Genomic DNA, 14,754 nt, shown 5'->3' on the forward strand with positions numbered 1-14,754 from the left:
ACGATAAGTCTTTGAACAGGCACGATTTCTATCCCTTCGCTCACCAGCATTCGCCCGGATAAACCTGCAAAACCAGCGTGAAACATTCAGTCGCAGGTTGATGTAGCGTTGATGTAGGTCGTCCAATGCGCCGCTGAATCATTGTAAGCAAAAAGGGACCTAAACTCCGTCTTGTCCTGACCCTTCATGCTGTACCAAGAATTCTATCGCGCGCCAGAGAGCGCACTTCATCTGCGTAAAGTATGCCACCAGGACCACCTTCATGGTCTTTCGAAGTTAAGAGCCGATCCGCAAAACCGTTCCGATGATACCAAGCCTCCTTGCGGATCCAATCCTCGCGATACTGAGGCCGGTTCAGCATTCCGAGATGTTCCCAATACCACGTTTTCCCTCCATGCTGAATTGTGAAGTCGGGCAAGCAGTAATCAGTTTCACTTCCCTGCGAATAAAGCCGTTGCTCGTAAACAGGCGCTAGTCCCAGACCGCTCAGTACTTCATACACTATAACCTCACTCTTGGATCGCATCGGAGTTCCGTCTTGAGCGCGATGGATCAGTCCTTCCGGCCTGTAGCGGTCTGGTAGTTGCAAGTCGCCAGCAGTATCACCTATCAGCAGATCAAACATGAACGTGCTCCGCCGGGCGGTCTCGGAGTAAATAGGATTTCGCATCTGGTCGAGAACAGCTGTGTCTCGTTCGACCAACACGACGAGACGATCTCGGAAGCGGGTAAGAGCTGTGTAAAGTAACTCACGAGACAACGTTGCTGCCTTCCGAGGCAGAACTACGATAGCCGTCCCAAAGTCACTTCCCTGTGCTTTATGGACAGTTAGAGCGTAAGCAAGTTCGAGACCATCTTTCACCTCAGACTTCCCATAGCGGTACTCGGCTTCCGGTTGGGTGGAAAAGGCCACAAACATCTTATCGAAATCGTCTTTGCTTTTCTTCTTCCAAGACTGGGTAACAAGGCCGATCTCGCCGTTGGCTACAAAACGCAAGCCTTTGGAGTCCTTGGGAAGCCACTTTGGTTGGTTGACGACCTGCATCACTTTGTCACGAATAACTATGCCCTGATCGCCCATTGGACCGGGCAATCGTCCGTACGGATTAGTGGCATTGCCAATTTCGCGCGCGCGATACCTATCATGTATCACTCGGTTGATCTCAGCGGCTCCAAAAGCGTGGATACGCGTTGGAGTCAGGATTTGCCAAGATTCAGAGTGCTTCCAATCCTTTGTCGTGATGCCGAGCGATGCGTCAAACGCAGAGTTATCACCGGGAGCAATGCCGATCATATTGAGGGCCTGGTCGATCTTGACCAATAGATCGTCGTGATCCTCCCATGCCAATAGTGACAAGTCGCCAATATTCTGGCACCGAGCGGCACGTGCGATGATTTCGTCATCCCCCGGCCCACTCTCGTCGCGATACCCAGCAGCCAGACGCAGACCGGAACTAACCATCTCTTCGCCATCGACACTCTCGACACGCATGCATGTTTCGAGTTCCGCAATGCAGCTAGGATGTTCTTTTCGCAGCCACCGTAAAATATCAAGGAAGGGCCGCCCAGGACCAATCGGCGGCAATTGGAACACGTCTCCGACGAAGATCAACCGCATGATTGCCTTTGTGGCGATTCCGCGGAATAGGGCCGCGAGAAGTTCAACCGATGGCATCGAACTCTCGTCGATTACCACGGTCGCGTATGTCATCTTCCCTTTGAGCGGCTGATCTAAGAGCCTGTAATTACTTCCCAAAAGGCCAACGTCCCATAAGATTTGATGAATCGTGGAGGCGCGATAGCCGGAAGCGGTCTGCAGGCGGACGCGCGCTTTTCCGGTGGGAGCAGCCAAGAGTAGACTGCGAGGACCCTCAACCTCACGAAGTGTTGTTAGGAAGGCCTTAAGAACCGATGTCTTTCCCGTACCTGCTCCTCCAGTCAAAACACTCAAGCGATTTCGATAAAGGGTCTCCAGCGCAGCCGTCTTTTCGGTGAGCGCATTGGCTTCTCGTGCTGTCTCAGGAGTGCCAAACCCACCCTCGGTCTTTGGCTTTGTCAGGATGACGCCCCAGTCAGGTCCAGCCTCGGGGAGGTCTTTTAGCCGACCGACCTGCTCACGAACGACTTGCGCGATTTCGATCTCGCAGCGCCGCACACGCTTGAGGGCGACAAGACGCAGCTCCGGCACTACGCCGTCGTCCTGTTCCGCTGCCCCTAGGTCATCTTGCAACTCTGACAATTCATCAGGGATACTGACTCCGCTCTCGGAGCTGGCGGTTTCAATGTGCCATGTCGCAGGCGTGTCGATTGATTTGAACCAGATAATCTTATCGTAGAACTGTCGGTCGTCGGAGTCCCAGACGACTTCAAGGTCAGGATTGCAGCGTCTAGACTCGGGAAAATGCGCCATGGTTCGCGTGATGAGCGTTTCGAGTGGAAGAATTGTATCGCCACTATCAGCCGCATCCCTGAGAACAGATCGCATTACTGCCCGCACGCGTCGGCGATCATTTCGTGCCAATGGTGGATTTTTGCGAAAGTGCGCTGCCTCCCCCTCCGGCAACATACCTTGGTCAATGACCTCTAGCCCCACAGGAGCACTTTTGTCAGTTCCAAAGTCCTGTTCATAAAGGCAGTAGGGATTCTCGATGATCGCCTCGTTGGAGGCCTCGATGCCACGCTCTTTGCGAACTGCGGCATTGGCGATTCCGGAAAACTGGTCGCTGGTCAGTTCGAACTGAACGAGAAGCTCAAGGAGCTGTCGGGACGGCTTTTGCTTCTGCCATTCTGCAGCTGCACGAGCGAGGCCCTCTTCGTGCCCTGCCTCCGCCGAAATACGGCGCTCCAGAACACCGCTAAGGTGCTCCCATGGGTCAACACCACGTCGCTCGATGTCGCGCAAAACGGTCGCATGATAGGCAACGCCACGTTCGTAGCCCAAATGGCGAAGTAGTGCACCCATGCCAGGATACGCACCCCGGCCCGCCCATACCTCATCAAGGGCGCTGTTCAACCATTCCAGCGCACCACCCCAGTCTCCAGGCACGCCTTGACCGCTAGCTTGATCAGACTGCAGACGTTCAACGATCGAAATGATCGCTAGAAGAGCTGACACAGCCTGCCCGTCGCTAAGGTGCTCGGCGACATAGGAGAATGGCAACAAGAGGTCGCGCGGCGGGCGGCATGTGATCGTTTCAACATCAAGACCCGCCGCAATATACTCTTGGTAAGGGATCCGGACACCACCATTCTGATGGTCATGCGTCAACCGGCGCGACCACACCGGAAAGCGCCCTGGGATTTTGCTGCTCGCCCCAAAAAAACTAGGCTCGGCAACCTCCATAATACGCGAGACGCCAACGATCAATCGGTTCGCATCGTCATCAACGGCATTGCCTCGATTGCAGTAGAAAAAGACGAGTGAAGCACCAGCATCAAGCTTGCCCCAAAAGCGATCTAGCAAAGCTCGTTGGCGGTCGTCCTCCTGTACCCAAGTTCCGGGCGTTGCAGACACTGGGCCACGGATCAGCAAATTTTCGTCTTCAACGATATCCCGAAAGCTGGCCTCTAGCATCCATCGATATGGCGTTGGACAAATCGAAAACGCAGGTATTTCTTCATCGACCGAAGGCAGGGCACGACCTGGAACTGGGTCGTTGTGGCGGATCATGTACGTTTGGTGTCCGAAGGTGTTGGCGTCACGCGCGCAAGGTGGCATGTACCCAGTCGTTCCCAAGAGTCGGGAAAGCTCACATCCCGAATTCGGCACCTCGACATTCAAATCGCGGCCCTCGCGAACATGCTCGTGCTCCATACATGCGGAATTGAGACCGGGAGCTGAACAGATGCGGCCATTCCAGCCAGTGTCATGCCAAGTGAGGCGAGCCGAAAGATGGGTGGTCATGGCTAGAAAGATTCCCGCATTTAAAAGATTCTAAAGGTTTTCCTCGAGGCTAGCCTCTACGATTACAAAATGCACCTAGGCGACAACCGACTACTAGAGATAATTTCAACTTCGGATTGTTTGGGTTCGCTTGCCACCTTGCGCTATTCATCGCTGGTGGCCGACGTCAGCTCTTTCATCGAAGATACCATCGTGGCTCAATGCCTCCCAATTTGCTTGAAGCTCCAATATTTCGAAATTTGGATTTATCCACAGCGACTTTCGTCCCCCCCTCTTGCTCCGAATCTAAGCCCGATGCAATCTGCACGTGTGGGGAGAGCAGTCCTCAACCAAAAGCATAACAGGTCTATCGGAATGGCACTTTGGACAAGGTCGCAGCGCTTTGGCGCTCTGAACGGCGTTGTCTCCGATCATACTTACTCTGCGCCTTCCCGGCGCGGGCAGCAGGCGGTTTGAGTACGGCTCGTCCTCTGTCCAGATGAGGATGTATCGATCATGGCCCTGCCGCCCCGCGTGTTTTTCACCCTTCACGAGGCCTCCGCGCGCTGGGGTTGTAACATCGCAGATATCGCGGGTTGGGCCGATACGGGCAGATTTCAGATCCTGACCGGGATCGCAGCTGTCAGCTGCGGCGAGGACATCGTTGCTGGCAAGGTCGTCCTGTCCCCGATGGAATTGCTCCCGCTGTTCCGCCGGTGTGGCACTGGCCCTTCTGAAGGCGTCATGCGCCGCATTCAGCCTCTGGGCCGCCAGGACTGGCTGCTGATCACAGAGCCAGCTGGCGGCATCCCCGTCGCAATCGCTGACATGATGATCTTGGCTGAGGAGGTCCATGCATTCGAGGAAGAAAACGACATGGTTCGGCGCGTGGCATCGGGGCCGGGTGCCGCAACATCCTACGATTGGGAGGGGATGATGGTTGCCCTGATCTTGCGTATTCACGACCACGGATTTCCCCCAACCCAAGCCGAACTGGTCGCCGAGATGCAGGAATGGTTCGCGGATCAGACGGACGGCAAGAAGATGCCCGACAGCCGCAGCATTCGGCGGCGGATCACACCAATATGGAAAGCCGTGCGGCGGGAGGATGCGTGATGATTCGGGTTCGCGGCGAGTCCATCAGGTGCGCATAGCGCAGGGTCGTCTGCATCTGACTGTGGCCCAGCAGCTTGCCGATCATTTCCAGTGACGCGCCCCCACTGACCAGCAGCGAGGCGAAGGTGTGGCGTAAGTCGTGGATATGCACGTCAGACAGTCCGCACGTCTTCTGGATCTGCGCCCAGAACCGGCGCACCTCTTGCACCGGCTGGCCGGGCACATCGCCTGGGAATAACCACGGCGTGCCACGCGGCACCAGAAGCTGGCGCTGCCGCACGATAGCTGCGGTTTCGTCCGAGATCGGCACGCGATGCGCTCGGCGCTGTTTCGTCATGGCGGGCGGCTTCGACCAGCTCATGTGTTCGAGGTTGAACTGTTCAAACCGCGACTGTCGCACCTCGCCCAGCCGGGCTCCGGTCAGCATGCACATGCGGATGATGTCGGCGGCGCGGCGATCTTCCGCAGCATCAAGGGCTGCGGCGAGACTGGCAATTTCCTCTTGCGACAGAAACCGCTCGCGCGGGGTTTCGATGCGCCGATGGAAGCGCTGGGCGGGGTTGTCCACGCACCACCCCCATTGGACGGCCAGCGTGAACATCTTGCGCAGGACTTCCCCTATGCGGTTGGCGCGCACCGGGGTAGGTTTTGCGGGCTGCAATTTGCGCGCCCGGTTGTTTGGCTTGTCCTTATGCGGGCGGGCCCGGCCCGCAGCGATCTTGGTCAGCAGCTTGTCGACGTCGGTCTGCGTGATTTCCGTCACCAGTTTCCGGCCCCAGACGGGTGCCACAAGTTTTGCCAGCGCGGATCGCTGGTCGGCCGCGCTGCGGTCCGACAGCTTTGGCAGATGCTCGGCGCAGTAGCGTTCGATCAGGTCCGTGACGCGCGGTGCCTCACGTTTGGTCTCACGCTGACGCCACCAATTGGGCCATCAAGCAGCGCGGGTTGAAACCCACCACCAAAATCGTGCTCTGGCATCTTTGCGACCGGTTCAACCCGGACTTTGGCTGCTTCCCGTCACAGGTGCGGCTGGCCCACGATTGCGAGATCAGCCGCTCGACGCTGAACGATCACCTCCGCCAGCTCGAGGCAGGAGGCCTGTTGCGCCGCGTGCCCCGGATCGATCCGGTGACCAAGCGCCAGCTGCCCACCCGCTACATCCTGGGATTTGAGCGCGGCTTCACACCGGCTGATGTGGTGCCGGGTCCGGAAATCGGACACGGAAACGCAGGCGTGGTGAAAATCGGCGATGACACGGGCACATGCGGTCTCGATGCACCTGGCGCGGCTGATCCGTGTCCAGATTTCGGACACGGGACCCACCCAAAAGCCGTGTCCGGATTTTACACCGACCCGTGTCCGGAAAAGGGCCAAAGCCGTGTCCGGAATCCGGACACTAACCTTGTAAGAGAACCACTAAGTCAATCAGTAAAGAAGGAGGAGGACGCGGCTGCGCGCGAGGCTGATTTTGATTTGTTCATCGCAAATCTTCTGAACTCGCTGGGCTTTGCCGCAAATGCCAGCCTGCCTGCCTGGTGGCAGGGAGCGCCAGCCAGAACCCATGTGCACCGCTGGATCGACGACCTCGGGCTCTCCGAGGATCGGATCATCGAAGTCGCCACCGAAACGCGTCGCGATCACCCCAATCCGCCCGACGGGCCCAAAGCCCTCGACCGGTTCATGGAACGCGCCGCAAGGCACGATGCCCAGGCGGCTGCCAATTCCGTGAAAGCCAAAGGCAGAAGCAAAGCCCAAAGCAAACCACGGCCCAGCCCCGATGAAACGGCGACGTTCTATGCGGCGAAGGTGAACTCAGACGAATACCTGCCCCAAAACATGATCAGCACCGCCATGTGCGGATTGATGCTGGCACGCGGGCTCGTCACCCCAGAACGCCTACGGATGCGGGGAGTGGTGTGAATGGCATGGTGTCACGTCCCCGGCACGGATTGTCCCTCTGCGCAGGCGGCGGAGGCCTTGATTTGGCTCTTATGCTCGCCGAGCCCGGTTTCCACACCCGCGCATTTGTCGACTGGGAGGACTGGCCCCGCTCCGTCCTCATCGCCGCCCAGCGCGCAGGATATTTCGCGCCCGCGCCGATCTGGGACGACCTGCATAGCTTCGATGCCCACCCCTTCCGCGGTGCCTTCGACATCGTCCTCGCCGGATATCCCTGCCAGCCGTTCAGCGCCGCTGGCAAACGCGGCGGTGCCGACGATCCCCGGCACCTCTGGCCCGAGGTCGCCCGTGTCATCTGCGAATGCAACCCCGAATGGGTCTTCGTTGAGAATGTCTCCGGGCACGTCAGTCTCGGCCTTGAAACCGTGCTGCGAGAGCTTTGGGCAATGGGTTACACGCCTGCGGCGGGCCTGTTCAGTGCGGCAGAAGTCGGCGCGCCGCACCAGCGGCAGCGCATCTTCATCCTGGCCCACACCGATGAGCCTGCATCCCGGCACCGCCAGTTACAACCCGGCCGGGAACAGCGACTTTACCCGCAAGGCCGAGGCGCTGGCGCTGTGCATCACCAACTGGTCAACGCCGAAAGCGACGGATGGCGCGAAGGGCGGGCCAGGCCAGAGCTATGGCTCGGGCGGGACGCCACCACTGCCAGCCCAGGCGGCGCAATGGCAGACCCCCGTTGCGGACGATCAGGTGGACCGGCTGCGCGGCAAGATCAACAGCCGGGGCGAGCCGAAGCTGAGCGCTCAGGCGATCCAGTGGCCGACACCGGCCGCGCAGAACTGGAAGGGCAGCAGCTCGGCCAGCGTGACCCGGGCGGATGGGAAGTCCCGGATGGATATCCTGCATTACCGGGCCGAACAGGGCTTCATCCACCCGGACCCGGCGATCATGCCAGGTGGTCGGCAGTCCTTACTGCACGCCCCGATCTCGCGCCCGCTCTGGGCTTCGATGATTGCCTCGCATGGGCGCGTCGTCTCACGGCGGATCCTGAAGGGCCGATCACGACGGCGGCTGAACCCGCTCTTCGTCGGATGGCTGATGGGCTGGCCCATCGGGCACGCGCTCTGCGCCTGCTCGGAAACGGAGTTCACCCACTGGCAGCAGCACATGCGTGGCGCACTCTCGCGGCTGCCCATGGCCTCGGGCCCATGGATATGGCGGCCGAGCGAGGGACCGACGAGCCCAACCCAAATGAACCTCTTTGAAGGATTGCTGCCATGAGCATGCAGGGACGGATCGGCAGCGCGAGCGTCGGTCGGATCAAACGTGCGCTGGGCGTGCAGGCGGCGCTGGAATGGGCGTTTCGGGTGGAAAAGGCGCAGCTGGAACTGCCCCCGCCGAAAGATGTGGTTGAGGAAGGCTTTGGGTTCGGTCTCGAGTACGTTTTGATGCAGCGTGGGGCGTTGGGCTGCAAGGTTGACGGCGGTCAGCACAAGATGGGCAGCTACACCCATGCCGACGCCGAAGTAATTGCCGCCACCGTCGCCGGGATGCCCGACAGCCTCGGTGGCATCCGCATGGCGATCCGCGTGGCGGAACTGGCCCGCGCAGGACTGACCCCTGACTGGATGCCAAGGGTGGTGCCGCGATGTGTGCCCGTGGAGACCAAGCGTAATCAGCACGGCGAGCGGTCAACGACGGTGGTGGTTGGCACCGAACGGGTGCTAACGCGAGGCAAATGGCGCACGGTCGAGGTTTTGGCCTGCCCGGTAACCTGGCGGCCTCACCCCGAGCAGATTGAGTCCGCTCGTCGCGGATATGAAGATTGGTGGAAGGCGCTGGATTGGGTGCGGGATGGGTTGGTGGTAGGGCGCATGCTGCGAGATATCGAGGTGATGGCAGCGATGCCGAAGTTGCGGCCATGGCAACGCTCACACAAGCATTGAGGCTATCCGTTCTTTCCTGAACTGACTGATGTCTGGACCGACGGGCCGAACTGGCGGCTGGGTCACTGGCTGACCGGGCGGCTGGGCGCGGTCTCGCTGGCGGCCCTCGTCCGACAGCTCTGCTTGCGGGCCGGAATGCCCGAGGAACTGATCGACGTCTCCGGCCTCTGGGGTGCGGTCGAAGGTTATGTGATCTCGGCTCTGGAAGCCCCGCGCGCGTCGATCAGTACCTTGGCCCGGCACTTCGGCTTCGATGCGGTCGAGAGTGAGGGAAGGATCAAGTTTCTGATGCGCGGCCGCATTGCCAGTCTGACAATTGCCCCCGACAGCATGGTGGCACCATCATCGGCGCAAGGCGACGTCATGGAACTGACCCGGGCGCAGGAAACCGAACTGCCGCAGGCGCTGAAGTGGCAGGTCGCGCGGGCAGACGAGGACTATGACGCAGCGCAGGTCGAAGCGCGGCGCATCACCGTGGATACCACCCGCATCGCTTCCGAGGCGTTCCCTATCGCTGTGCCACCCGAAGAAGCAGAGCGCCGCTGCCGTCGCGCGCTGATGGAAGCGTGGGTTGGTCGGGAAAGTGCTGTGTTCCGCTTGCCGCCTTCAAGCCTGGCGCTGGATCCTTGCGATGTGATCCTGTTCGATCATGATGGCCGTCTGACGGAAATGCGGCTCGTGTCCATCGCTGACTCCGACCTGCGCAGCGTCGATGCGGTGCGTCAGGATCGGGCAGTCTATGATCTGCCACCCGGCGAACCCCGCCCAGCGTCCTTGTCAACGCCCACAGTCTTTGGCGCTCCGGACGTCGTGTTCTTGGACCTGCCGCAGCTGCGCGAGGATCAACCTGCGCATCGCCCCATGGTTGCAGCCCATGCCAAACCATGGCCCGGTGAGATCGCCGTCTACCGCAGCGCCGCCACTGACGGCTTTGCCCTGCTGACCACCTTCGGCACGCGGGCGCGGATGGGCGTGCTCGCAGCTGACTTCTATGCGGGGCCGGTCTCGAGGTTCGATCTCGGCAATGCGTTAGTCATCGATCTCTATTCCGGTACCCTCGAGAGCGTCACAGACATCGCATTGCTGGGCGGGGCGAATGCTCTGACCGTCGAGACCGGCGCTGGGCACTGGGAAATCATCCAGGCAGGCACAGCCGAGTTGATCGCGCCCGGCCGCTATCGCCTGACCCGGCTGCTGCGCGGCCAGCGCGGCACCGAACACGCAATCGTTGGCGTCGTGGCCACCGGCGCGCGGGTGGTGGTGCTGGATACGGCCCTTGCCACCCTGCCGATTTCCGAAGCCGATCTCGGGTTGCCATGGAACTGGCGCACTGGCCCGGCGTCTAAGCCAGTCAGTGACGAGACCTTTGTCGCCACCACGTTCACGCCCGAGGGCGCTGGGCTGCGGCCGTTTTCAGTGGGCCATGTCGAACAGCCGTGGCGGACGGCTCGCAATCCCGGCGATCTGACGATCCGCTGGACGCGCCGGTCGCGATCGCTGGCAGCTGATACCTGGGGCGCTGGCGATGTGCCCCTCGCGGAAGACAGTGAAGCCTACGAGGTGGAAATCCGCGACGGCGGTGCAGTCAAGCGCACGCTAAGTACCACCACCAACCTCTCGACCAGCATGCGCCGCTGGCGCGTGACCAGCGCCGCCACAGTGGATGCGGTGGCTGAAGAACGGTCTGCCGGATGGGTCTGCTGGCGCGGCAATGCCGACGGGCTTGGTGGATGGAGCTACGTCAACCGGCTGTCGATGACGACATTGCAGGCGACCGGAATGGGGTTCTTCGGCCTTTATGGCTCGACTGCTGCGCTGGCGACCACACTGACACTGGCGGCAGCGGTCAACTGCATCGGTATCGGGTTCCAGCGCGGCACCCATACGAACTGGCAGCTGGTGCACAACGATGGTAGCGGCGCGCCAACGCTGACCGATCTGGGCAGTAGCTTTCCGGTGGCCAGTACCACCATCGTCTTGTCGCTCTATATCGCGGCCTCCCCGAATGGCTCGGATGTTGGCCTGCGGGTGGTTGAAGAGGTCAGTGGGACTGCAGTCGAGTTCACCATCACCACCGACATGCCTGCCGCCACCCAGCTTTTGAGCCCACGCAACTACATGAACACCGGCGCGACCGCTGCGGCCGTCGCCTACGACTGCTCCGGCGTCTACGTCGAAACTGACTTCTGAGAGGACTCTCCATGACTGAGAAAACCAGCTTCCTGCAGGAGGTCGCCGAGGCCCTGCGCGACAACGGGATTGGGGCCGCCGTCACCGCGCTGATCGGCGGGACGATCGCACTTTTGGCATCCGTCACGCGCAAGGCTTTCACGAACGACGCCATGCTCGCCCGTCTGGATCGCGAACTCAGCCAGGAACGCGACCGCGTCGATCGCCAGCGCGCCGAAGATCGCGACGACGATGCCGATCGGCTGGAACGTATCGAGACCGATATCCGCGCCATGCGCGATCTGATGTTCGAAGCCTTCCAGCGCGGCCGCACCGACTGACCATCCCTCAACCATCCCGATCCAACCCGACCCGCCCGCAAGGCGGGTTTTTTGATGCCCGGCGACGGGCGAAAGGAGACTCCCCGTGCACACCGACACCCGCGAACCAATCCGCCTGATCCAAAGCGGTCTCGACAAACTCGGCCATTCGCCCGGCGCCATCGACGGCCTCTGGGGCCTGCGCACCGCCCGCGCCATCAAAGCACTGCTGGCCGCCAACGGTCGTGCGGCATCTGTCGCGCCGCCGGGTCCTTTGCCTTGGATCACCGAGGCAAAATCCGCCCTCGGCCGTCATGAGGCCCGCGACAGATCCTGGCTGATGGATTGGCTGAAACGCGATGGGCGATCCCTTGGCGATCCGTCCAAGAACCCCTGGTGCGGGGATTTCGTGGAAACCTGCATCCGCATGGGACTGCCTGATGAACCGCTGCTCGGCGCGCTGGGCACAAATCCCTACTGGGCGCGCAACTGGCTGCTGTTCGGGCGGGAAGTCCAGCCGATCACTGGCGCGGTGCTGGTCTTCGAGCGCGGGTCTGGCGGTCATGTCGGTTTCGCGATGGGACAGGACGATACGCATTTCTACGTGCTCGGCGGCAACCAGTCGGATGCCGTCACCGTCGCCCGGATCGCTAAGTCCCGCCTTTTCGGTGCGCGCTGGCCCTCAACTTACCCACCCCGCCTGCTGTGCCTGCCGACAATGAAGCCCGGCGAACTCCTCTCAACCACCAATGAAATATGATCCGGAGAACACGATGCTGAAACCAGCCATCCTAGCTCTTGTTCGCCAAATTCTCACCGTTGCTGGCACCGCGCTGGTTGCGAAGGGCTATGCCCAGGAATCCGAAATCGAGCCCGTCATCGGTGCGCTGCTGACCATCGGATCGGTTGTTTGGTCAGTCACTGACAAACGGACACGATAGTTTTAACCAGTATTGGAGCGGTCACTAACCGCTTTGACCATAAGTGGCTCCAATGAAGACAAAGGTTGCCTGTGCCGTGGATTTATCACTACTCGCTGTTGCTAGCTATTCATCGTCATCGATGATCGAAACTCATTGAAAGATTTTGGCCGCCATCAAAGAACAAATTAATTGTTCAAATGGCGACCAAAGGCTAACACGGTTTTTAACTAGTCAGACGGATTGAAGTGGTAACACGGCAACATTTTGCTCCCTCTTCCCAGTTGTGGCCGATCCTCTTGCCACAAACGCGCTTTTTCCGAAGTACATCCGCAGAGTCCGGCGATGTTCCGCGACTTTGTCCCAAGCTTCAGATGTACCGCGATAAATGTCTACCATTTCGCCTGCAAAACCCAATCGCACCAAACGGCGCTGAAGGTAACGAAAGGACGGTGGCAGTTCGTTTAAGCTGCGCGCAGTACGGGTAATATCGGCTTCAAGTCCATAAGCTGAAACAAAACGCCGGGCTGCTCTAAGCAATGCTTCGTCTTCGCTATCTTCAACCTCAGTCGGCATGACAAGTACAGTGTCAAAATCCGCATGAATCACATCGCCCGTGGTGCTTCGATGATACCTCGCTGGAGTCTCCCAAATCAATGCTTCCATTATTTCGCTACAGGTTTCGAGAGCCTTTGCTTCACGTGTGGTCAAGCGAGACCCCCTAAGAAGACCAGACAGGTGAGCGGTAAATGCGCCTGCACCATCAAGGAACAATGCGACAATGCCGAACACAAAAAGGTACCAATAGTTGACTCCAGGCAATCTATTTTCGCCGAAGGTGAGTAACGCTCGCAGCTGCCAAGTTGCCGAGTCTACAATGGAAGCTTTCTGAAAGCGTGGTGCGCTAGCTGGAAGGTCAATGTCTACTTGTGCGGCCGCCACCAATCTGTCCAACGCGGGCAACATCGATGCAGCCCCTCTTGGACAAAATATTGTACCATAGCCACGTACAAAACCAGCACCAGCGTATCCGCGTTGTAAATCTTGCGCCTGCCTGAGGATGTCGTTGCGGCCGTCACTCGCCAACAAATTTTGCGCTTTGGAGTAGGCGTCGTCGACCATCATCTGATTGGTCGACTTTGTAATTGCGGCCAAAGCGAGATCAGTTCCATCGCTTATGGCTTTCGCCTGCGCTGCGATAGCTGATGCGGATATAACGTGGTCAGAAATCATCTGAGCGATAGGGCCTTCACCCGGCCCGCTTGCAACGCATTGCCCACCATCAGTCGCCTCGATTCGAGATCTTTGCATCGCCACACGTGCAAGTGCTGCGCTTTCACGTTCAACCTGCAAAGCTGATGTCCTCAAGTCACGGATTGGAGCAATCAATGAAGCTTGTACTTCGGCATTCATACCTCGCTGTAACTCATCTCCGAATTTTAAGAAGACCATGGAGCTGAATGAGAACCAACTTGAAATGAGCAGTATGAGAAGTCCCGAAACCAATGCCAGCTTCCGAAAACGCGGTGCGGCGTCTAGGTCGACATAACCCGCCAATTCTCTCAACGGCTTAGCCCCCTTACCAAGTTGGGAACCAGCATGACGAAAAAGATTGAAAGCAGTAAAAGTCAATGCACTGGTCGTGGCGAGCGAAATCAAAATGGCTATGGGATCATTTTCAATGCTTTGGCGGATGGATTGGAAGACACCGTAGCCGGTTAGGCCAGTAGACGCAGTCCAAAAGATCGCGCTCGGCAACGTAGCCACGATGCTTCGTCCTTCATCATGCGGATCGACAGAAGTATGGTTTTTCATCGCTTCATCCTTCAGATTTATTGGAAATGGGGATCGCTGTCAGACTCGCGCGGCAGCACATTTGTGTGTAGGTTTGCTGGTCCTCGCGTCGGGTGGCTTACCGCAGCGGATGGTGCTTCGACCCACTTGCAACCGTGGCGCACCAGCATCGCGCGTGTTGGATCGTCGCCCATCACCCGGGCTTCCAAATCGAGGAGTGTACATTTGAATTTGAAGAAGGCTGGATCAGTCTCCGTTTTGATCGACTCGATCGAAGCGGAACGAACGGTCAGATAAAGTACGAATAGCACCGCGAAGCCAACGGGAATAATCAGACGCTTTGCAATCCAGTACGAGTTGATATCGCGCTTTTCGGGGTTCGCCGTCTCAACTGCGTCGTCGGTCCTAGCTAGGTTCGGATCACTGGGGCCCTCGAGTGGGAACACAAACCAGCGTGGGAAGACAGAGCAGTCTTGGCCACGTTCATCATCAACCGGGTCACCTAGAAAAGTTGATGTGTCATCGTGATAGCTGCGACGACGAATGCTGACTCTGTCAACGGTGCTGAATTGGCCCTGACGATCAAGCATCACCAAAAGGCCACTTTTAGTTCTAGAAAGATGCTGTCGGTCCGTCATCGCGCACGCCCTTTCCTTCGAAGGGCGTGGCCGGTCACGCTGCGACCACAAACTGATCCGCGCGGC

Annotated in this window: 12 protein-coding genes and 1 pseudogene; 8 read left to right on the forward strand and 5 right to left on the reverse strand. The window is 59.1% G+C overall.

The genetic code is table 11. From position 1 onward, the window contains the following. Positions 1-184: 184 nt before the first annotated feature. On the reverse strand, positions 185-3,904 hold the full coding sequence (locus DSM107133_RS16890) for an AAA family ATPase (protein ID WP_114294139.1): 3,720 nt from the start codon (positions 3,902-3,904) through the stop codon (positions 185-187). Positions 3,905-4,399: 495 nt separating this feature from the next. Here DSM107133_RS16890 and DSM107133_RS16895 point away from each other — a divergent pair, with 495 nt between their 5' ends. Further along, a complete protein-coding gene (locus tag DSM107133_RS16895; RefSeq protein ID WP_114294138.1) occupies positions 4,400-4,999 on the forward strand; it encodes a hypothetical protein in 600 nt (199 codons plus the stop codon). A gap of 13 nt (positions 5,000-5,012) precedes the next feature. Here the strand turns inward: DSM107133_RS16895 and DSM107133_RS16900 are convergent. After that, positions 5,013-5,909, reverse strand: a pseudogene (locus DSM107133_RS16900) (site-specific integrase); the annotation flags it as partial. 35 nt (positions 5,910-5,944) lie between these two features. Here DSM107133_RS16900 and DSM107133_RS16905 point away from each other — a divergent pair. Next, the gene (locus DSM107133_RS16905) at positions 5,945-6,919 is read left to right on the forward strand and encodes a helix-turn-helix domain-containing protein (protein WP_240310575.1); all 975 of its coding nucleotides are present in this window, start codon (positions 5,945-5,947) and stop codon (positions 6,917-6,919) included. Between the two features lie 11 nt (positions 6,920-6,930). Here DSM107133_RS16905 and DSM107133_RS16910 read toward each other — a convergent pair whose 3' ends face one another. Continuing rightward, positions 6,931-7,431 (reverse strand): hypothetical protein, encoded by a 501-nt coding sequence (locus DSM107133_RS16910; RefSeq protein WP_240310574.1) that lies wholly within the window; start codon positions 7,429-7,431, stop codon positions 6,931-6,933. A 4-nt stretch (positions 7,432-7,435) separates the two neighbouring features. Between DSM107133_RS16910 and DSM107133_RS16915 the strand changes: the two genes are divergently transcribed. The 6 genes from DSM107133_RS16915 (at position 7,436) to DSM107133_RS16940 (ending at position 12,277) form a co-directional block, all read left to right on the forward strand. After that, on the forward strand, positions 7,436-8,182 hold the full coding sequence (locus DSM107133_RS16915) for a DNA methyltransferase (RefSeq protein WP_240310573.1): 747 nt from the start codon (positions 7,436-7,438) through the stop codon (positions 8,180-8,182). Next, a complete protein-coding gene (locus DSM107133_RS16920; protein WP_114294135.1) occupies positions 8,179-8,847 on the forward strand; it encodes a hypothetical protein in 669 nt (222 codons plus the stop codon). The genes DSM107133_RS16915 and DSM107133_RS16920 overlap by 4 nt, the downstream gene beginning before the upstream one ends. 123 nt (positions 8,848-8,970) lie before the next feature. Then, positions 8,971-11,037 (forward strand): phage tail protein, encoded by a 2,067-nt coding sequence (locus tag DSM107133_RS16925; protein WP_240310572.1) that lies wholly within the window; start codon positions 8,971-8,973, stop codon positions 11,035-11,037. Positions 11,038-11,048: 11 nt separating this feature from the next. Continuing rightward, the gene (locus DSM107133_RS16930) at positions 11,049-11,357 is read left to right on the forward strand and encodes a hypothetical protein (protein WP_114294134.1); all 309 of its coding nucleotides are present in this window, start codon (positions 11,049-11,051) and stop codon (positions 11,355-11,357) included. 85 nt (positions 11,358-11,442) lie between these two features. Further along, positions 11,443-12,096 (forward strand): TIGR02594 family protein, encoded by a 654-nt coding sequence (locus DSM107133_RS16935; RefSeq protein ID WP_114294133.1) that lies wholly within the window; start codon positions 11,443-11,445, stop codon positions 12,094-12,096. Continuing rightward, complete coding sequence (locus DSM107133_RS16940) at positions 12,086-12,277, forward strand: hypothetical protein (RefSeq protein WP_114294132.1); 192 nt, start codon at positions 12,086-12,088, stop codon at positions 12,275-12,277. Before DSM107133_RS16935 ends, DSM107133_RS16940 begins: the two co-directional genes overlap by 11 nt. Positions 12,278-12,490: 213 nt before the next feature. Here DSM107133_RS16940 and DSM107133_RS16945 read toward each other — a convergent pair whose 3' ends face one another. Together DSM107133_RS16945 and DSM107133_RS16950 are read right to left on the reverse strand one after the other, a co-directional pair. Continuing rightward, complete coding sequence (locus DSM107133_RS16945; protein WP_114294131.1) at positions 12,491-14,071, reverse strand: hypothetical protein; 1,581 nt, start codon at positions 14,069-14,071, stop codon at positions 12,491-12,493. 17 nt (positions 14,072-14,088) lie between these two features. After that, positions 14,089-14,688, reverse strand: coding sequence for a hypothetical protein (locus DSM107133_RS16950; protein WP_114294130.1), 600 nt, complete (start codon positions 14,686-14,688; stop codon positions 14,089-14,091). Positions 14,689-14,754: the final 66 nt, after the last annotated feature.

It is taken from the genome of Pseudosulfitobacter sp. DSM 107133 (genome assembly GCF_022788695.1).
Classification (GTDB): Bacteria; Pseudomonadota; Alphaproteobacteria; order Rhodobacterales; family Rhodobacteraceae; genus Pseudosulfitobacter.

What these genes read in the sequence shown, in the direction of transcription:
- DSM107133_RS16940 (WP_114294132.1), top strand. Translation starts at nt 12,086, where the DNA reads ATGAAATATGATCCGGAGAACACGATGCTGAAACCAGCCATCCTAGCT.
- DSM107133_RS16915 (WP_240310573.1), top strand. Translation starts at nt 7,436, where the DNA reads ATGAGCCTGCATCCCGGCACCGCCAGTTACAACCCGGCCGGGAACAGC.
- DSM107133_RS16950 (WP_114294130.1), bottom strand. Translation starts at nt 14,688, where the DNA reads ATGACGGACCGACAGCATCTTTCTAGAACTAAAAGTGGCCTTTTGGTG.
- DSM107133_RS16945 (WP_114294131.1), bottom strand. Translation starts at nt 14,071, where the DNA reads ATGAAAAACCATACTTCTGTCGATCCGCATGATGAAGGACGAAGCATC.
- DSM107133_RS16890 (WP_114294139.1), bottom strand. Translation starts at nt 3,904, where the DNA reads ATGACCACCCATCTTTCGGCTCGCCTCACTTGGCATGACACTGGCTGG.
- DSM107133_RS16920 (WP_114294135.1), top strand. Translation starts at nt 8,179, where the DNA reads ATGAGCATGCAGGGACGGATCGGCAGCGCGAGCGTCGGTCGGATCAAA.
- DSM107133_RS16930 (WP_114294134.1), top strand. Translation starts at nt 11,049, where the DNA reads ATGACTGAGAAAACCAGCTTCCTGCAGGAGGTCGCCGAGGCCCTGCGC.
- DSM107133_RS16895 (WP_114294138.1), top strand. Translation starts at nt 4,400, where the DNA reads ATGGCCCTGCCGCCCCGCGTGTTTTTCACCCTTCACGAGGCCTCCGCG.